This window comes from Petrimonas sp. (genome assembly GCF_963921705.1).
Lineage (GTDB): Bacteria > Bacteroidota > Bacteroidia > Bacteroidales > Dysgonomonadaceae > Petrimonas > Petrimonas sulfuriphila.
In genome coordinates this window covers 832,803-852,054 of sequence record NZ_OY997410.1, presented here as the reverse complement: position 1 = coordinate 852,054, position 19,252 = coordinate 832,803, and the positions used below count along the sequence as shown (strand labels likewise).

Here is a 19,252-nt window from a genome sequence, read left to right as displayed (position 1 = left end):
GGATACCTGAGTTAATCCGGAAAAATCATTGTAAATTTACTTCCACCTTTTTCCGATCTTACCACTATTTTCCCTTTGTGGCGCAACATTATTTGTCGGCAAATACTAAGACCTATGCCGGATCCGGTAGGTTTTGTAGAATAAAAGGGAATGAAAATTTTCTCCATGGCTTCGGATGAAATACCTTGACCGTTATCCGAAACCGAAATATGGATTTCGCCGCCTATCTTTTCGGCTTTTACCTCTATTTTAGATTTAGGTTGTGTAACGCAAGCTTCGTGGGCGTTTTTTAGCAGATTGAGCAGCAATTGATCCGTCATGCCCTTGTCGGCCTTTAGAATAAGCTGATCGGGATAAACAGAATAGGCAAATTGAATACCGCCGGGACCAACCAGTTGTTGCATCGATTTGAGCATCGACTGCACGTGAATAGGCTGAACGGTAGGTTGCGGCAAGCGTGTAAGTTTGCGGTAGTTTTCGATGAACGAAAGTAATCCTTTGCTACGTCGGTGGATGGTTTCCATCCCCTGTTTCATGATGCGATACGCTTCGGGATCGGTATCATCTGGCATTTTGCGTTCGTTGAGCGTTTCGGAAAGAGAAATAATGGGCGTGATACTGTTCATGATTTCGTGCGTGAGCACACTGATAAGTTTTTGCCACGCTTGTGACTCGGCTTCGTCCATCATGGCATCGTGCGTACGGGAACGAAAAATATCGAGTGCTTCGTTCATTTCTTGCGAAAGGAGATTGATCTCATCGTTAGCTCCAGAACTGACAAAGTGTGTAGAGAAGTCGGAATGACGAATACCTGCAATCAATTGTTCCATGCGACTGATCAGTTTTTTGCGATCTAAATACATTGAAACCGCAACCGCCACAATTGCAACCAATATTATTGCTGACGAGAAGATAAATCCTTTCAGGTAAATCCACGCTACAATCAACGATAACAACACAATCGTGGTGATTTTCAGGGAAAAGAGGTGCTTGGACTTGAACTTCATCGTTGTTTATATTTATCTATTTTCCGATATAAGGTAAATCTCGAAATACCCAGCAATTCTGCTGCTTGATTCATGTTTCCGTCCGCTTGTTCGAGGGCTTTTTCGATGGCTGATTGTTCCAGTTCTTCCAAATTCAGGTTCTCGGATTTCGTTTTTCGCACCGGCGCCGGTTTCAGCATAAAGTCATCGGCAGAAAGCGTATATCCCGATGCCAAAATCACAGCGCGTTCCATAGCGTGCTGCAATTCGCGCACGTTGCCCGGCCAGTTGTATGCGTTTAGTTTCCGCAACGCAGATGTAGAAATGCACCGGATGTCTTTCTTGTATTTTTTCGCGAAGCGATGTAAAAAGTGACCGGCAAGTAGTTCAATATCTTTTCCACGCTCACGCAATGGTGGAATATGCAACTCGATAGTATTGATGCGATAGAGCAAATCTTGCCGAAAATAGCTACGAGCAACCATTTCGTGAATATCGACATTTGTGGCGCAAAGCAAACGTACGTTTATGTGTATGGGAGAAGTGCCGCCAAGACGCATTATTTGTTGTTTTTCGATAGCTGTTAACAACTTCATTTGCGTTGCGGGCGTGAGATTTCCGATTTCGTCCAGAAAAAGTGTTCCGCCCGATGCAATTTCAAACCGTCCGGCTTTTTCCTTCTTAGCATCGGTAAACGCCCCTTTTTCGTATCCAAAAAGTTCGCTTTCGAACAGTGTTTCGGGAATAGCGCCTAAATCGATATGCACAAACGGCTTGCCGGCGCGTGGTGAGCAACAATAAAGCAGGTTGGCAATCAGGTCTTTCCCCGTTCCGTTTTCACCCAGGATCAGTATGTTGGCATCGGCATTTTTCAGTTTGTCGATGGTTTCAAACAAGGATTGCATTACTTGGCTTTCTCCGATAACTTCGGGAAACGAAAGGTTGCTCTCAAGAGCCGCCACTTGTTTTTTCAGTTGCGAAACTTCTGTACGTTTACGGCGTAATTCCACGCCCGAAGCCACCGTGGCCAGCAATTTGTCCTTTGCCCACGGTTTGGGAATAAAATCGGTAGCGCCGGCTTTAATTGCTTGCACCGCTTTCTCCGTATCGGAATAGGCAGTTACGAAAATCACCACCGCATCGGAATCGGTTTCCTTTATCTTTTTTAGCCAGAAAAAACCTTCATGTCCGCTATCTGCATCTTTCGTAAAGTTCATGTCGAGTAAAATCACGTCAGGAGCGAACGTTTCTATGAAATGAGCGATGCGTTCGGGTTGTGTTGTGACTTTTACCTTTTCCACGTGCGGTTGCAGCAGTAGATTAAGAGCGAAGAGAATGTCTTCGTTATCGTCAACGATGAGTATTTTTCCTTGTTTGGTTGTCATGGTTGTCGAATTAAAAAACTTATCAAACATCTGTTTCATTCCACGGCACAATTTGTGCTACGGTACGGTTTTGCCTTTCGTTTCCGCCGTAAATCAATGTTTTTGTGAGTTTCGTTTCTTTTGCGAGTGCAGCGTAATAATTTAATCCCTTAAACAAATCCGGCATAATGGTCTGTGTTGCTTTGATTTCTACAATTTCAGTTTGCTGCGACTTTTCGAGTACCATGTCCACCTCGTTGCCTTCCGAATCCCGCCAAAACCACGGCTCTATTTGTTTTTCATTTTTATGATGCAGACGCTTTACGTATTGCGAAATAATCATATTTTCAAACAATGTGCCCTTTATGGATTGATTTTCAATTTTCGATACGTCATTTATTTTTAGCAGATTACTTAATAACCCTGTGTCGTAGAAATAAAGCTTGGGAGATTTGACAATGCGTTTGCTAAAATTGTTGTAAAAGGGTCTCAGCAGAAAAATGATGTAACTGTTTTCTAATGCCGACAGCCACGCCTTTACTGTTGGCGACGAAATGCCACATTCTTTTGCCAAGTTGCTCATATTCAACATCTGCCCTGCACGAGTTGCACACAATGTCAAAAACTTTTGGAAAAGGCTCATATCCTTGATGGCAATCAATTCGCTCACATCGCGCTGAATGTAGGTTTCGATGTAGTTCGGATAAAAATCCGAAGGCTTGATATTTCGGTCGTAAATAGCAGGGTAAAAACCTTTTTTCAAATATTCCGCGTATTCTGGTTGAAGTAGTTCCGCATTTGTCAATTCTTGAAAATCGAACGGAAAAAGCCGAAAAATGGCAACTCTACCCGCCAAACTTTGCGTGATGTTTTGCATCAGATGAAAGTTTTGCGAACCCGAAAAAATAAATTGCCCCATTATTCTGCTATCGTCAACAATGGATTGAATATATGAAAACAAATGCGGTACGCGCTGCACTTCATCAAAAATAACATATTTACCATACTGGTTTAAAAAACTTTGCGGATCGGTTTCCGCAAAATTTCGCGTATCCGGATTTTCAAGGTTCACATACCTGTAATCCGAAAACATCTCATTTAGCAACGTTGTTTTGCCTGATTGTCTTGGTCCCGTAAGTGCGATAATGGGATATTTTTCTGCAAGTTGTTTCATAGCACCTGCTATTTCCCGATTAACCATCATAGTTTATTGTTTTTTAGATTGTTTTGGATGCAAAGATACTTAATATTTTAAAAATACAGGACTCTAACTTTAAATTTACAGGACTACAACTTTAAATTTGCAGAACTCCAACTTTAAATTTGCAGGATTTGTTGTTTAAATTTACACAACTTTTACCCTAAACATTCATTAGACTTTAAACATTAAACTTAATTCCCACCACAAATGTAAACAATATATCTTTACGAAACTGTGCGAAATCGAACTCAATTTGTGCGATTCCACACTTTTTGCAAAAAACATTAAAATCGTAATAATCTAATTATCTTATACATACGCCTTTGGTACAACTTTTGTTATTTGTTTTTTATATGAAACAAATCATCGTCATTCTCTCCTTGTTTGCCTTCGGGCATTTGGCAGCAGCTCAAGACACACTTCGGCTCACATTGGACGAAGCGGTGGCGCTTGCCCGGAAGCAGTCGCCGCAGGCGGTGGCGGCACGCCATCAATACCGGGCGGCTTATTGGAATTGGCGGTCGTTCAAGGCCGATTACCTGCCCAGCCTGACGTTCTCGTCCAATTCGCAGCTCAACCGGTCCATCAGTCCGGTTACGCTGCCCGATGGAACCGATAGTTTTGTACACCGCAACCAATTGCTCAACGACGGCTCAATGACCATCAATCAAAATATTGCCCCACTTGGAGGTAGCGTGTTCGTACAGAGCGGTTTGCAGCGATTGGATATTTTCTCCGAAAACCAATACTCGTTCAAATCCACGCCCGTGGTCGTCGGATATTCGCAAAATCTGTTCGGTTACAACTACCTGAAATGGAATAAGCGCATCGAGCCTGTACGATACAGCACAGCACAAAAACACTACGCCGAAACGCTCGAATTAGTGGCTTCGGAGGCGGCAATGAAATTTTTTCAGTTGGCTACGGCGCAAAGCAATTTACGTTCGGCAAACTACAATTACGCCAATGCCGATACCCTTTATACTTACGCCAAAGGACGTTACGAAATAGGCACCATAACCGAAAACGAGATGCTGCAACTGGAAATCAATTACCTTTCGGAACAAACCAACCGCCTGAATGCCCATATTGAAATGGACGACCGGATTCAGGATTTGCGCAGTTTTCTGGGAATAACGGATAATGTGGAAATTGTGGTGCAGGTAAGCGAAGCGGTACCCGAATTTATGGTGCCTGTGAACGAAGCGCTTGAACTTGCCCGCCAAAACAGTCCCGATATGGAACTGCTTGCCTTGCAAAAACTTCAAAGCGAAAGTGCGGTGGCCTATGCCAAGGCTTCGCGCGGATTTAAGGCTGATTTGTATATGCAGTTCGGCTTGTCGCAAACCGACCGCAGTTTTGCCAATGTGTATAACAACCCGCTTAACCAACAGTTGGTAAGTCTCGGCATCCGTATTCCCATCCTCGATTGGGGCGTGGGACGCGGACGGGTGGAAGTGGCAAAAAGCAACCTCGAAAAAGTGAAAATAGACATCGCCCAGGCTCGTACCGACTTTGAGGCCAACGTGATAAAACTCGTGAAACAGTTTAACCTGCAGGCCGATAAAGTGGCTATCGCGCAGAAAACATCGGTACGCGCCGCGCGCCGGAACGATGTAGCCTACCGGCTCTATCTGCTCGGGAAATCCACCGTTCTCGATCTGAATGCCGCCATTGCCGAAAAAGACCGATCGCAACGCGACTATATCCGCGAACTGCAAAACTACTGGAGCCTCTATTACGGATTGCGGAGCATCACGGGATGGGATTTTGAGAAGAATAGTCCGATTTTGAATGTGTCAGTACAGAAAATAGAGTACAGATGTCAGAAGACGGAAGACAATTTTTATAGTTTAATTAAATAAAACCGGTACAGCAAAGCGTTGCTCTACTTCAAAAATTGAAATAATAATATAAGCGAAAATTGATCAGATCAAAAGAAATCGCCGCTCCAAAGCATCGACAAGAATTGTAACACGGGATAAATCTCTACATTGTTCATCCTTCGCGGATTTTTATCCAACGAAACAATAATCAGCCGGCAATCGGGAAATTCTTCCGAAAATGCCTTTAATCCCTTTGTGTGATGCGATTGCACTTCGTCGGATGATTTTATTTCAATGGCTGTTTCGGCATTTCCGATAATGGCGTCCACTTCGTAACCCGATGTTGTGCGCCAATAGGACAAGCTGAGTTGAGGCTTGAAATAACCAAGGTAGGCTATAAGTTCTTGCATGATTAAATGTTCGAAAGCATGTCCAAATTCGGGTGAACCGGGGTTTATCTCAGTTCTTTTGAGAAGAAAATTAGCAATGCCTACATCAAAATAGTAAAACTTGGGAGATTGGATAACACGACGTTTCACGTTTCGGGTAAAAGCGGGAATGGTATAACCTATCAGCGTTTCTTCCAAAATAGAAAAATACTCTTTCACTGTAGGTGCACTCACGCCGCATTCCGAAGCAATGTTGTTGTAATTGAGAATTTCACCATTGCTCAAAGCCGCAATCTCCATAAACCGAGAAAAAGTATTCAGGTTTCGCGTAAGTGCTTCGGCTTTTATTTCCTGTTGCAAATAATCGCCCACGTAAGCGTGAAGCCGGTTTGTGGCGTTTTCCACTAAATAGTGGCGCGGCAGCATACCGTTATTGCAGGCTTTTACAAGGTCGAAATCGGGAATTTCGGCGCTGACAAACGGATACAAGTGCTTTCGAATAGCTCTGCCTCCAAGCAAATTCACACCGCTTCGGCGTAACTTGCGTGCACTGGAGCCGCTCAGGATAAAACGAAGATTATGATTGCTTATCAACCAATGCACTTCGTCAAGTAAAGCAGGGATTTTCTGAATTTCGTCGATGATAACCAACTCGTTTACGGGTAACAGGCTTAGTTCTTCGCGTAACAGTGCCGGACGGCGGTTATAACGTTCAAATTCATCCGATTTCAACAAATCGATGATTCGTTTGTCGGGAAACAGCATTTTCAGCAGCGTACTCTTACCGGTTTGCCGCGCACCCCAAAGAAAAATGCTTTCGTTCTCTATATCCTGAATTGTTATTTTTCGTGATAACATTCTGATTTGTTTTTTGTGAATAATAAGGTAAAACCGTTACAAAGATACATTATTTTTCATGAATATCTAAAGTATAGCTTTGTTTTTTCATGAATATCTAAAGTACAACTTTGTTTTTTCATACAGATTTCAGATAATAGACTTTTAACGCCAATGGCCAACATAAAAATGAACAACCCGGAACTCGAAACTCAGAACTCAAAACTTAGAACCGATAACTCTTTCCACGAATCCCGCGACAGCGCTATGGATAAACGCTTGCCCAAACGTTCGTTTTTCCAAAAATACAAATACCACCTGCTTGCCGGAGCGGCGTTTGTGGCGTTCCTCGTATTTGTTATCGTGAGCGTATCGGGCGGACGAAAACTGCGTGTGGACAACGAAAAAATCGCGATTGCCGACGTGGCGGAAGCGCCGTTTCTCGATTACGTGGATGCCGAAGGCATCGTGCAGCCCATCCAAACCATCAAGCTCAACGCGCTGGAAAGCGGAATGGTACAGGAAGTGATTGCCGAAGAAGGCGCGATGCTGAAAAAAGGCGACGTGATTCTTGTGTTGCAAAATCCCGAATTAGAGCGCATCATCGAAGAGCAGCAAGCCGAATGGGAAAAACAGCGTATCCTCTACGAGGAGAAAAAGCTGGAAATGGAGCAGAAAACCATCCTGCTCAAGCAGCAAACACTTCAGGCGCGATACGAACTGAGCCGTTTGCAAAAAGACTTCGCGCTGGGCGAAGAAGAATTTAAGATGGGTGTAAAAAGCAAGGCGCAACTCAATGTGCAACGCGAAGAATTTACCTACAAAACCCAAAGCACCGCCCTGCAATTAGACGGGCTAAGACAAGACAGCGCCGCCACACACCTGCGCCGAACGCTGATGGACAACGACCTCGAGCGGGTACGAAAAACCACCTCACACACCCGCGGACGAATGGATAATTTAATTGTGCGCGCCCCGATGGACGGACAATTGAGTTTCCTCAACGTTACGCTCGGCCTGCGGGTGGGACAATCGGAAAGCATTGGCGAAATAAAAGTGATGGACAATTTCAAGATACATACCCGATTGAGCGAGTATTACATCGACCGCGTACAGGTGGGATTGCCTGCATCGGTAACCTATCAGGGAAAGAAATATCCGCTACGCGTGTCGAAAGTCGTTCCCGAAGTGAAAGACCGGCAATTTGATGTGGATTTGGTGTTTACGGAGACCATGCCCGACAACGTACGCATTGGCAAAAGTTTCCGGGTGCAGGTGGAGCTGGGACAACCGGAAACGGCCATCGTCATTCCACGCGGCGATTTTTTCCAAACCACCGGCGGACAGTGGATTTATAAGTTGAACAAATCGGGCGACAGGGCAGTGAAAACACCCATCAGCGTTGGTCGGCAAAATCCGGTGCAGTACGAAATAGTGAGCGGACTGCAAGCCGGCGACCGCGTGGTGGTGAGTGGATACGCTAATTTTGGCGATGTGGAGGAACTGGTAATAAAATAGTTTTAAGTGCTGAGTTGGTAATTATTAGTAAGTTTAAGGTTTAAAGTTTGAAAATTTATCAAACCGCCGGCTGCAAACTTCGGTTTTCGGACTTCTAACAGTCTATTTAGTATTTGGTAATTAATAATTTGTAATTAAAAATATATGCTGTTACATTATCTAAAAATCGCGTGGAGAAATCTCCTGAAATACAAAACCCAAACCATCATCAGTGTATTGGGATTGACCATCGGCGTGGTGTTTTTCGCGTACGGATACCATTGGTATAAATACGAAACAACATACGACAACTTTTATCCTAATGCCGATAGAGTTTACAGAATGTACAGTATGTACAAAAGTTCTGGGAAACCATACGAAATGGGAACTATGCCCTATATCGCCGTAGAGAAATTACAACAAGCTTTCCCCGAAATAGAAAAAGTGGCAGTACAATATCCAAACTCTGGCTCTAATTTTAAATACAACAATAAAAATTTGGGATATCCACTGCTTGAGTTTGTGGACGAGCGTTTTTTCAATATGTTTCCACCCAACGTTATCGCCGGTAAAGTGGATGCAAATACCTTTAAAAATAGTGATGAGATTGTCCTTACTGAATCTTTCGTGCGAGAACATATCGGAACGCCGGAAGAAGCATTAGGAAAGGTACTCGTTTCGGGATACGGTAAATCTTATGTCGTAAAAGCGGTTATTTGCAACCCTCCGGCAAACAGCATTTTCAAAAGAGTGGGATACTTATCCGATTCGGATGCACTATTCTTATATACAAAAGTCGACGATGTTGTAAAATGGCACGATTTTAATGATACAAGAGCTTTTTTCCAGTTAAAAAAGAATACAGATATCAAAAAATTCAACGAAAAATTAAGGACTTTTGCCATCGACAATAATTACAATGATGATCTGTTATTTGGTATGGTTCCCCTAAAATCCGTTAGACAAACGATCAGCAATCCGTTCGATAAAGTGACATTCGATATAAAATATATCCGCACGTTTATTCTTTCGGCGCTGTTATTGATTTTTGCCGCGTTTTTCAACTACCTCAATATTCTCATCAATACAATGTTTACACGCGTAAGGGAAATGAATTTGCGCCGGGTAAACGGGGCATCCACACTCAATATTTTCGGGCAGATAGTCATAGAAATGCTTCTGTTGATTGTCGTTGTGCTGCTTTTTTCGTTTTGCGCACTGGAGTTGACTATTCCGGTTTTCGAAAAAACTTTTTCCACCATAATCATTACCGGTAAAATATATCGGATTTTGCTCGTTACTATCTGTGCAGTTAGCACAATGCTTTACCTTACTGCATTTGTGTTCTTATCCCGGTTTATCCGAAAAACTTCGTTAAGACAATCTACCCCGACAAAAAACAAATTCTCATCCAACAGAATTAGCTTGGTATTACAGCTTGCTATCAGCCTGTTTTTTATCCTAAGCGCGTTTGTTCTTTATCGTCAAGTGCATTTTATGCACAATGCCGATTGGGGATTCAACAAAAATCATCTTCTGCAAATAGAAATGAAGTTGAACGAAAGAATTCCCTTTATGGAAAATGTAAAAAAACTGCCAATGGTGAAAAACGTCATCAATACCAATTTTTTCACCATTATTCCGAATATGGAAAATATGGGAGGAACACGCGCGATGGATGTTGAATGGGAAGGCAAGCCGATGGATTATAATCCTGTTTTTCAAACTTTTGATGTGGAAATGAATTTTGTTACGGATATAGGGCTTACTTTACAAATGGGGCGGGATTTTGCCGAACAGGATTTAGTCGGCAGGTGGAAATCCGATAAAATACTCATCAATGAAACCGCTCAACGAATAATGGAAATGGAAAATCCCATAGGAAAGAAAATAACCGTCCCCGCCAATTGGTCTAACGAGCAAGGACGCGGAAAAGAAGAATTTGAGATTATAGGTTTAGTAAAAGACTTTCATACCATTGCCCTGCAAAGTGAGATTCCTCCTTTATTAATTAAAGGGATGAGTAACGCCAATGGTGGATACTTTAATTACGTGCGTGTTGTTTCCGGAACAGAAAACGATGCCATTAAAGCCATCAATGAACTTGTGTTAAAACACCAACCCGACGACGAAAACGAAGAATTAGTGAAAACAGTGGACAGTATCTTGGCCGATTTAAGCAAAACCGAACAAGATGTAATGAATTTGTTCTTCACTGTAGCCGCTTTGTGTGTGTTGATTGCCGTTTTCGGCATCTATTCCGTGTCGCAGCGCGAAACGCAACGCCGCCGCAAGGAAATTGCCATTCGCAAAACGGCGGGAGCGAAAACGCGCGAGATAATGGTGATGTTCATTCGCGAGTACCTGATGATTACGCTTGCAGCTTGCAGCGTGCGCCGTGGCGTTCCCGTTGGCCGGATTATTTATGCACCGTTGGCTGCAAGGGTTTGCCTATCGCATTTCCATTTCGTGGTGGATGTTTGCGGTGGTGAGTTTGGTTGTGGCGGTTATCGTGCTGCTTACAATTTTTAGTCAGGTAAACAGAGCGTCAAATCAAAATCCGGCGGAGGTGGTGAAATCGGAATAAAAGCCTAAAGTCTTGACTCTTAACTTTTATCATCTAAAAAACAAGTATATGTTCAAAACGGCACTTAAATTAATATTCCGAAATTGGTGGCGCAACAAAACGTTCACACTTATTTCCATCCTCAGCCTTACCGTGGGTATTGCTTGCACGGCTCTGCTGATTTCTTTCGTCAGCTACGAATACGGAATCGAGAAGAACAATCCCAACCGCAATAAACTGGTGTGGGTGATGCAGGATATGCCGTCCAACCCCGGAGAAAAAGTGGCGTATATGAGCAGCGATGTTCCCAAACAACTGCAAGAGAAGTATCCCGAAATGGAAGGGTTCCTGCAACTGAACAGTTTTGGCATGAAGTATATCGAGGTGAACAACCAACATCTTGAGCCAATGGAAATTCTCAACGTGGATGCCTCTTTTCCGGAATTCTTTCCGTTCGAACTGCTGTACGGTTCATGGAACGCTTTCCACAATCCGCAGTCGATCGTTCTTAGTGAAAAGCAGGCACAAAAGTTTTTCGGCAACGAAAACGCTCTGGGAAAACAGATTACAGTGTGTAAGGAGGACGGTTTCGGCTCGGAAAAAATAATCGTTTACACGGTTGGGGCAGTAACAAAAAGCCGCACGCAGTCGGCCATTATCTTCGACGGGCTTGTCTGCGACCCCGAAAACAACTGGGGCGGTCCCACACTGTTGATGATGCCGGTGCATACAGACCGCTCCCAATTTGAAGAAAAGGTGAAGAAAGACCGGATACCGACGCTCGCAGGAGGACAGTATTATTTTTATTCGTTCGATCAATCCATTTCATCCACTTATAACCAGCAACAACTCAATTACTGGCATTACAGAAAAAACAGCCTGTTGCTCGTCGGGCTGATTTCCGCGATCCTGGTGTTCCTCACGGCAGTGTTCAATTACGTGAACATGAGTTTTTCACGCGTCCTGCAACAGGTAAAAGCACTCCACACACAAAAATTGATGGGTGCCCGCGCATCCGATGTGCGGATACAGATTTTTGCGGACACCTTCCTTGCCGTTCTCATCTCTTTCGTATTGGCAATACTGATGATGCACGATTTGCTGCCGGTTTTCAACCAGGTGGTGTCGGTCGATTTTTCACCGGGATATTTCTACAGCAAAGATTTTTACCCGATACTGATACTGTTCATTGTTGTGCTTACGGTGATCCCGGCCTGGATAATGAGCCGGAAAATCAGCCGCCTGTCGGGAAGCGACTACCGCCTGTTTTTCGCTACCCGTAAAAACCGATGGATTGGCACGTTGATTACCGTGCAGTTTGTTGTTGCTTTCGCTTTGATCATCGCCACCCTTACGGCAAACCGGCAGGTAAGCCTGGTGAAACAAACCGGCAACCGGTACCGGAACCTGATAGAGATATCTGGGGTGATGGAGATTCAGGAACTTCAAAAACTGACATCCCGGTTAAAAAATATTCCCGGCGTATCCGGTGTTTCCATAGGAAACCTGCCCGTGATGAACTCATGGATTATGCACGGCACGTTACGAAAAGAAACCGGGGAAGAAATTGAAACGGCGGTGCTGCAACTCTCGGGAGATGAAGAATTATTAGACATACTTAATCTCCGGCAACTTTCGGGAGACGATTGGAGGTCATCATTCCAAATCAATCCATATTCGGTACTGGTGAACAAGACGTTTGTCGATATATTGGGCAAACGGGAAACGGAGTTAACGAACGAGCCCTTATCCAAGTATTTCGATGTGGGAGATTCGGTATCCGTTATCGCCGGAGTAGTGGAAGATTTTCACTTCAATTCCTTAGAAGAAAAAACAACGTCGTTTGTGATAGGGCGATATGCTTATGATCCGAGATACACCAGCACATTGCGTGTCAGGCTCGACGGCAAGAATGATTCCGAAACCTTTTCCGCCATTAAATCGGCATGGTGGCAAACCTTTCCCGATGACGGGTTCACTTACATCGACACCTATAATGAATTTATCAAACTCAACATTAAAATCTTCGAGATGTCGCGTCTGCTCAACATGTATTCGTTTATCAGCATCCTGCTTACCTGTTTCGGCTTGTTCGGTATCACATTTTATGCGGTTCGTCAACGCACCAAAGAAATCGGTATCCGAAAAATCAACGGGGCGAAAACGCCGCAACTCTTATGGTTGCTGATGAAACCGATATTTATATGGATGGCAATAGCCTTTGTGGTAGCAGTGCCGATAGCGTGGTGGTTTATAGAAAGATGGTTGCAACAGTTTGTTTGCCGGATAGATGTATCGGTAAGCTCGTTTTTACTTGCATTGTTATTAGTCGCCGTTATCACATTTTTAACCGTTAACTGGCACGTATGGCGCACGGCGCGAAGCAATCCGGTGGAGAGTTTGAAATCGGAATAAAAACAAGGAATTAACGTGCCAATATGCTAATGAGTCAGTCTATTGCTGAGAATAAAAAGGATAACATACAAATAAACAACAGCCGGCAGTCTTAATTTTTAATTCTTATTTTTTAATTTTTAATTATTGACTCCCGGCTCTAAAATCTAAAAATAATGCAAACAAAAACAATTTTTTTCGCTCTCGCAAGCTTGTTTTTACTGACAAGTTGCACCGGTAAAAACAAACAACCAGAGGACGAATCGCCTTTGAATAAAACAGAACAGACCGAAGCCGTGGACACCAACAAAGTTTACGAGGTATGGGAAGTGGACGAACCGCCTGTCATGCCTTAAACCAAATTAATTCGGTTATTGACAAAACTAATAATAAACGGAACAAGCGACTTCCAAATCGCTTCGTAACGGATAAAGCGAGCCGGAACTCGCTTCACCCACTCTAAAAATCAAAAAAAAATGTTCAAAACAACTCTAAAACTCATTTTCAGGAATTGGTGGCGTAACAAAACGTTCACACTCATTTCCATGCTCAGCCTTACGGTGGGCATCGCCTGCACGGCGCTGTTGATTTCATTCGTCAGCTACGAATACGGCATCGAAAAAAACAATCCCAACCGCGACCAATTGGTGTGGGTGATGCAGGGATCTTCTGATGACTCGGGATCCAAATGGGCATTTATGAAAAAGGAAATCGCCGGACAACTCAAGCAAAAATATCCTGAAGTGGAAGATGTTTTGCAGTTTGTTTCGCCGTTTATAAAGTATGTTGAGGTAAATAACCAAAAGTTTGATGCACCTGTCATTCTCAATGTAGATGCTTCGTTTCCGTCGTTCTTCCCGTTCGAGTTGCTTTACGGAAGTTGGAACGCTTTCAATAATCCCAACTCCATTCTCCTGAGTGAAAAACAGGCACAATTGTTTTTTGGCGATGAAAATCCGATAGGCAAACAGATACGGATTTCCGAAGTTTTCGGAAATGACAACGATTACACGGTGGAAGGTGTAATAAAAAATCGGGAACAATCGGGTATTGCTTTCGATGCTTTATTTTGTAATCCGGATACAAAAGACGGAGGAAACACGTTTTTAAAACTCGCAAAAGGAACTAATTTGCAGCAATTTGAGCAGAAAGTAAGAAAAGAGAAATTAGCAGCGAAAGACAAAGTGTATTATTTTTATGATTTCGACGATGCTCTCTCTTTCGAAAATTCGAGACACACCAAACTGCATTCCCGAAAAGATACTTTATTACTTATCGGGTTTATTTCAGCTATTTTAGTGCTTCTTATCGCTATTTTCAATTATGTGAATTTGAGTTTTTCGCGCGTGTTGCAGCAAGTAAGAACCCTGCATACGCAAAAACTGATGGGCGCAAAACCTGTTGACGTGCGGTGGCAGATTTTTTTGGATACGTTTCTCACAGTTTTCATCTCGTTTGTACTGGCGATGTTCCTGATGCACGATTTATTGCCCGTTTTCAAACAGGTAGTGGCCGTCGATTTTTCATCGAAATATTTCTATAACAAAGATTTTTTCCCGTTACTGATGCTGTTGATTTTTCTGCTGACGGTAATTCCCGCCTTAATAATAAGCCGGAAAATCAGCCGCCTGTCGGGAAGCGATTACACCCTGTTTTTCGTAACCAGGAAAAACCGTTGGATAGCCGCTATGGTGACGGTTCAATTTATCGTTGCTTTCGCGCTTATTATCGGAACACTGACGGTAAACAAACAGGTTAATCTGGTAAAAAAGAACATAGAGCGTTACAAGGATGTGATTGAGGTGGGAAGTCCGTTTGCTAAAGAATCCATCGTGCCATTCGAGTCTCGGTTGAAAAGCATTCAAGGCATCCAAAGCTACGCTTTCAGTGAAGGTGGAGTAAATACCATATTTGTTGTTGAAAACACTTTCCGGAAAAAGAACGGCGAAGAACAAAAAAGTAATGTGTTGCTGATTACCGGTAGCGATGGATTTGCCGAAGTATTGCAACTTAATCAGATTTCAGGTGTTGGTTGGGACAGTGCACACGGAAAGTATCCCCATCCGGTTTTTGTGAACAAAACATTTGCAGATGTAGCCGAAACATCGCCGGAGAATATGGTAGGTAATTCGTTGCGCAGTTATATTGACGACCATGACTCGTTGGCCGTTGTAGCCGGAGTGGTGGAAGATTTTTACATTGGTTCGGTGGAAAACAAAGCTATTCCTGCAATAATAAAATATAAAGATAAAACAAAGCAACTCATCAACATTTATATTCGAACGCAAAAAGGAGAAACCAAAAACGTGGTAAAATCGCTGAAACAAGCTTGGGCACAGGCATACCCCGATGATTTTTTTATGTATGGCGATGTGTATGCAAATATGGTTGGTGTTAACAGCAAAATCTTTGAGATGTCGCGCCTGCTCAACATGTATTCGCTGATCAGCATCCTGCTTACCTGTTTCGGGTTGTTCGGCATCACGTTTTACGCCGTGCGGCAGCGAACCAAAGAAATCGGAATCCGAAAAATAAACGGGGCGAAAACGCCGCAACTCTTATGGCTGCTGATGAAACCGATGTTCGTGTGGTTGGCGGTGGGATTTGTGGTTGCCGCGCCGTTGGCGTGGTGGCTGATGGAACGGTGGCTGCAGCAGTTTGTTTACCGGATAGATGTATCGGTAAGCTCGTTTTTACTTGCATTGTTATTAGTCGCCGTTATCACATTTTTAACCGTTGGCTGGCACGTGTGGCGCATGGCGCGGAGCAATCCGGTGGAAAGTTTGAAGGCAGAGTAAAGTCAAAGTCTATTAAATAAAACTATATTTATTAAAATATAAGATAAATAATGAAATTACTAGCATTGCCGTTTAGAGTTTTAGGCCGATTCAGACTGTATTCAATTGTCAACATGTTGGGATTGGCAATAAGTCTGGCGTCTGTTATTGTTATTGCGAGGTATATCAATCAGGAAACTACCGTAAATCATTTTGCTTCGGATCTGAAACACACTTACATCTTATCGATAGAGAATCCCGAAGACGGGCGAAAACGTTTTGGTGGAGCTACTGTACGAGCCGAAGACAACATCCCCTTTCCTCCCTTGTTGAATAATCCTTCGGTAAAAAATACAACTACATTTTTTGCATACGAAGAAGACTTTATCGTTTCAGGCAACCACCGTATCAATGTAAAAGCAATAGCTGCCGACAGCAATTTCTTTAAAATTCTACCGTTTCCAATACGTTACGGAAGCCATAAAATGATTGATCCCAGCGATGCAATCATTACCGAAAAATTCGCACAAAAGCTTTTCGGGAAAGAAAATCCAATAGGGAAAAAATTCACCCACTCTTCGGGCGACGAACTAAAAGTGGTTGGAGTTACCGGAAAGCCTTCTTCCAAATCGTTCCTCGCTTTTGATATTCTCCTTGACAAGGATCAGCGCCAATTTATGGCTATACAAGCGTTTACCCTGATCAAATTACACACAGGAGCCGATGTGAGGAAATTAAACGACAGCAATAGACAGTTAGACGAGTCGAGATCTGTCGCTCCCAATCCTGTCCGTCTTCAGTTATTTCCCTTGAAAGATTTTTACTTCGACCGTACACACGAGGTATGGAAAATAACACGTAACAATGATCTTTCGGTATTTGTGAAGGGGAACAGAAATGCCGTGAAAATACTTCTCGTTGTAGGTATACTCATCTTGTTGGTGGGGCTTTTTAACTTCATCAATATCTATACGGTCATCACATTGAAACGCGGAAAGGAGTTTGGTGTAAAAAAAATATTCGGAGCCGGTAAAGGACAAATATTTTGGCAAATCTATGGTGAAAATCTCCTGATGACGCTAATTGCGGTCTTTTTAGCCTGGTTCTTCATCGAGATAGCTCAATCGTATTTATCAACCCGGCTTAACTTTGAGGTGATACCAAACCCTGTGTTCAGTATCTTATTTTCAGTTTTAATCCTGATTTTTCTGACTTTAATAACCTCACTACATCCTTATCTCAGGTATCATTATTCAAAGCCCATCGCGTCGCTCCAATCTGTATATGTGCGAGGGGTTTCACTGGCCTCACGCAAAACGTTTCTGTTTCTGCTATATGTCATCACTTTCGGGTTGATAGTTATTGCTCTCTTTTTTATGAAACAATTGAATTATATGCTAGCCGTCAATCCCGGATACAACACCAAAGATGTAATTATGGCAAGAATGATGCACCGTGATATGAATGCTTTCAGAAGCTCCGACATGGAAGCAGCATTCCGCAAAATAAGCGAAAATGCGACTCTTGTTAGGGACAGGATGAACAAATCGCCTTTATTTTCAGACTGGGAGTTCGGGCTTCCTGTGTATAATCTGAAAGCGAAAGTTCCGATGAAACGTTCCGACAGAAGTAATTATCAACCCGTAAGTTCTGTCGGGATGTCGCCTCAATACATGAAGATGTTCGGTTTTCAGTTAAAAGAAGGCCGCTTATGGGATTCAACCGATGTGAACGGTGAATTTAAATACATCATCAATGAATCGGCTGCGAAATTATTTGAAATAACTGATATTCGAACGGTAAAACTCGAATCGCAATATAAAAGAGAAGGAGAAACAGCGCCGATTCATCAGGTAGTGGGTATAATAAAGGATTTTCATACCGGACATTTATCCAAAACGACCACACCATTAGTAATTTCTTACACTGAACGCGGTTTCCATTTCGATTACCTAATGGCACGTTTCGTTCCCGGAAAACAGAAAGAAGCTTTAGCTTATTTGGAAAATTTATACAAGGAAATTAACAACGACGCAGAATTTACGTACAGCCTACTGGAAGACGATATTGCCAAACTTTATGAAGAAGACAAACGGATAAGCCGCGTTTACCTGTTATTTTCCATCATAGCTATTCTGGTTTCCTGTATGGGATTATTTGCAATTTCGGTTTTCGATATTCGGCAACGTTACCGCGAAATTGCGTTGCGAAAAGTAAACGGTGCTACGACAAACAATATCATGCATCTGTTTCTGAATAAATACCTGATGCTATTAGCCGTATCTTTTCTAACCGCTATTCCGATCTCATATGTTGTGATAAGCAAACACCTCGAAAATTTCGCTTATAAAATTTCCGTTTCATCATGGATAGCGATGTTTTCCGTGATATCGGCAATTATTGTAATTTTCGTATCGCTGCTTACCCTCGTGTGGCAAATAAAGACTGCCATGAGAACAAATCCCGCGAATGCACTAAAGTTGGAATAATCGCAAAGACACAATTGGTAATTAATAATTTATAATTTAAAAAAACTATGATTAAAACAGAAAACTTACAAAAAATCTTCCGCACGGAAGAAGTGGAAACCTGGGCATTGTCCGAAGTAAACATCGAAATCAACGAAGGTGAGTTTGTCGCCATTATGGGGCCGTCGGGCTGCGGAAAAACCACGTTGCTCAATATATTGGGTTTGCTGGACAACCCCACATCGGGACAGTATTTCCTCAACGGAACCGACGTATCTAAATTTACTGAAAACGAACGGACAAACTTGCGGAAAGGTATTATTGGTTTCGTGTTCCAAAGTTTCAACCTCATCGAGGAACTCAACGTGTACGAAAACATCGAGCTTCCACTCTTATATATGCGAATCCCGGCCGCCGAGCGAAAACAACGGGTGAAAGAGGCAATGAACCGTATGGCCATTTCGCATCGGGAGAAACATTTTCCGCAGCAACTTTCGGGCGGTCAGCAACAACGCGTTGCCATTGCTCGTGCCGTAGTCGCCAATCCCAAGCTTATCCTTGCTGACGAACCTACCGGAAACTTGGACAGTAAGAACGGCGCAGAAGTGATGAGTTTGCTCACTGATTTGAATAGTGAAGGAACAACCATTGTGATGGTTACGCACAGCCAACACGATGCCGGTTATGCCAACCGCATAATTAAATTGTTTGATGGCAAAGTGGTACCAGAAGTGGTGTTGTAGTCATATTCCTTAAAAGAAAATCCCTTGCAAATTATTTATTTGCAAGGGATTTTCTTTCTTAGCGGAAGCGGGGGGATTCGAACCCCCGGTACAGTTACCCGTACGTCAGTTTAGCAAACTGGTGGTTTCAGCCACTCACCCACACTTCCCGGTAGGACTTCCGACCAAATTGGGTGCAAATATACAAGATTGTTTTCATCTTGT

At 43.0% G+C, this 19,252-nt stretch carries 12 protein-coding genes and 1 tRNA gene; 8 read left to right on the top strand and 5 right to left on the bottom strand.

Going from position 1 to position 19,252, the window contains the following annotated elements; translation table 11 throughout:
• Nucleotides 1-11 precede the first annotated feature (11 nt).
• The 3 genes from AACM02_RS03600 to AACM02_RS03590 are packed head-to-tail and all read right to left on the bottom strand — an operon-like array spanning nucleotide 12 to nucleotide 3,554.
• Nucleotides 12-1,007 carry an ATP-binding protein gene (locus AACM02_RS03600; protein ID WP_214063092.1) on the bottom strand — a complete coding sequence of 332 codons (996 nt, stop codon included), beginning with the start codon at nucleotides 1,005-1,007 and terminating at the stop codon, nucleotides 12-14.
• Nucleotides 1,004-2,401 (bottom strand): sigma-54 dependent transcriptional regulator, encoded by a 1,398-nt coding sequence (locus AACM02_RS03595; protein WP_339117425.1) that lies wholly within the window; start codon nucleotides 2,399-2,401, stop codon nucleotides 1,004-1,006. Before AACM02_RS03595 ends, AACM02_RS03600 begins: the two co-directional genes overlap by 4 nt.
• The gene (locus tag AACM02_RS03590; protein WP_339116091.1) at nucleotides 2,394-3,554 is read right to left on the bottom strand and encodes an ATP-binding protein; all 1,161 of its coding nucleotides are present in this window, start codon (nucleotides 3,552-3,554) and stop codon (nucleotides 2,394-2,396) included. The genes AACM02_RS03595 and AACM02_RS03590 overlap by 8 nt, the downstream gene beginning before the upstream one ends.
• A 350-nt stretch (nucleotides 3,555-3,904) precedes the next feature.
• On the opposite strand from AACM02_RS03590, the gene AACM02_RS03585 reads away from it, so the two are divergent.
• Nucleotides 3,905-5,416 carry a TolC family protein gene (locus AACM02_RS03585; RefSeq protein ID WP_339116090.1) on the top strand — a complete coding sequence of 504 codons (1,512 nt, stop codon included), beginning with the start codon at nucleotides 3,905-3,907 and terminating at the stop codon, nucleotides 5,414-5,416.
• A 68-nt stretch (nucleotides 5,417-5,484) separates the two neighbouring features.
• On the opposite strand, the gene AACM02_RS03580 is transcribed toward AACM02_RS03585, so the two are convergent.
• A complete protein-coding gene (locus AACM02_RS03580; protein WP_214062234.1) occupies nucleotides 5,485-6,624 on the bottom strand; it encodes an ATP-binding protein in 1,140 nt (379 codons plus the stop codon).
• A 246-nt stretch (nucleotides 6,625-6,870) separates the two neighbouring features.
• Here AACM02_RS03580 and AACM02_RS03575 point away from each other — a divergent pair, with 246 nt between their 5' ends.
• From AACM02_RS03575 to AACM02_RS03545, 7 genes are all read left to right on the top strand, one after another.
• Nucleotides 6,871-8,121 (top strand): HlyD family efflux transporter periplasmic adaptor subunit, encoded by a 1,251-nt coding sequence (locus tag AACM02_RS03575; protein WP_339117424.1) that lies wholly within the window; start codon nucleotides 6,871-6,873, stop codon nucleotides 8,119-8,121.
• 144 nt (nucleotides 8,122-8,265) lie between these two features.
• Nucleotides 8,266-10,632 (top strand): ABC transporter permease, encoded by a 2,367-nt coding sequence (locus AACM02_RS03570; RefSeq protein WP_214062233.1) that lies wholly within the window; start codon nucleotides 8,266-8,268, stop codon nucleotides 10,630-10,632.
• Between the two features lie 103 nt (nucleotides 10,633-10,735).
• Nucleotides 10,736-13,081, top strand: a complete 2,346-nt coding sequence (locus AACM02_RS03565) for an FtsX-like permease family protein (RefSeq protein ID WP_339116089.1) — start codon at nucleotides 10,736-10,738, stop codon at nucleotides 13,079-13,081.
• A gap of 155 nt (nucleotides 13,082-13,236) precedes the next feature.
• Complete coding sequence (locus tag AACM02_RS03560; RefSeq protein ID WP_214063590.1) at nucleotides 13,237-13,416, top strand: hypothetical protein; 180 nt, start codon at nucleotides 13,237-13,239, stop codon at nucleotides 13,414-13,416.
• Nucleotides 13,417-13,536: 120 nt separating this feature from the next.
• A complete protein-coding gene (locus AACM02_RS03555) occupies nucleotides 13,537-15,858 on the top strand; it encodes an ABC transporter permease (RefSeq protein ID WP_339116088.1) in 2,322 nt (773 codons plus the stop codon).
• Nucleotides 15,859-15,908: 50 nt separating this feature from the next.
• Entirely contained in the window at nucleotides 15,909-18,326 is a 2,418-nt protein-coding gene (locus AACM02_RS03550; RefSeq protein WP_339116087.1) for an ABC transporter permease, read from the top strand.
• Between the two features lie 47 nt (nucleotides 18,327-18,373).
• The gene (locus AACM02_RS03545; RefSeq protein ID WP_339116086.1) at nucleotides 18,374-19,048 is read left to right on the top strand and encodes an ABC transporter ATP-binding protein; all 675 of its coding nucleotides are present in this window, start codon (nucleotides 18,374-18,376) and stop codon (nucleotides 19,046-19,048) included.
• 62 nt (nucleotides 19,049-19,110) lie between these two features.
• Here AACM02_RS03545 and AACM02_RS03540 read toward each other — a convergent pair.
• Nucleotides 19,111-19,197: transfer RNA gene (locus AACM02_RS03540), tRNA-Ser, on the bottom strand.
• Between the last annotated feature and the right edge of the window lie 55 nt (nucleotides 19,198-19,252).

Excerpts from the sequence above, each read along its gene's own strand:
- AACM02_RS03565 (WP_339116089.1), top strand. The coding sequence starts at position 10,736 with ATGTTCAAAACGGCACTTAAATTAATATTCCGAAATTGGTGGCGCAAC.
- AACM02_RS03575 (WP_339117424.1), top strand. The coding sequence starts at position 6,871 with ATGGATAAACGCTTGCCCAAACGTTCGTTTTTCCAAAAATACAAATAC.
- AACM02_RS03545 (WP_339116086.1), top strand. The coding sequence starts at position 18,374 with ATGATTAAAACAGAAAACTTACAAAAAATCTTCCGCACGGAAGAAGTG.
- AACM02_RS03560 (WP_214063590.1), top strand. The coding sequence starts at position 13,237 with ATGCAAACAAAAACAATTTTTTTCGCTCTCGCAAGCTTGTTTTTACTG.
- AACM02_RS03580 (WP_214062234.1), bottom strand. The coding sequence starts at position 6,624 with ATGTTATCACGAAAAATAACAATTCAGGATATAGAGAACGAAAGCATT.
- AACM02_RS03550 (WP_339116087.1), top strand. The coding sequence starts at position 15,909 with ATGAAATTACTAGCATTGCCGTTTAGAGTTTTAGGCCGATTCAGACTG.
- AACM02_RS03600 (WP_214063092.1), bottom strand. The coding sequence starts at position 1,007 with ATGAAGTTCAAGTCCAAGCACCTCTTTTCCCTGAAAATCACCACGATT.
- AACM02_RS03555 (WP_339116088.1), top strand. The coding sequence starts at position 13,537 with ATGTTCAAAACAACTCTAAAACTCATTTTCAGGAATTGGTGGCGTAAC.
- AACM02_RS03570 (WP_214062233.1), top strand. The coding sequence starts at position 8,266 with ATGCTGTTACATTATCTAAAAATCGCGTGGAGAAATCTCCTGAAATAC.
- AACM02_RS03585 (WP_339116090.1), top strand. The coding sequence starts at position 3,905 with ATGAAACAAATCATCGTCATTCTCTCCTTGTTTGCCTTCGGGCATTTG.
- AACM02_RS03595 (WP_339117425.1), bottom strand. The coding sequence starts at position 2,401 with ATGTTTGATAAGTTTTTTAATTCGACAACCATGACAACCAAACAAGGA.
- AACM02_RS03590 (WP_339116091.1), bottom strand. The coding sequence starts at position 3,554 with ATGATGGTTAATCGGGAAATAGCAGGTGCTATGAAACAACTTGCAGAA.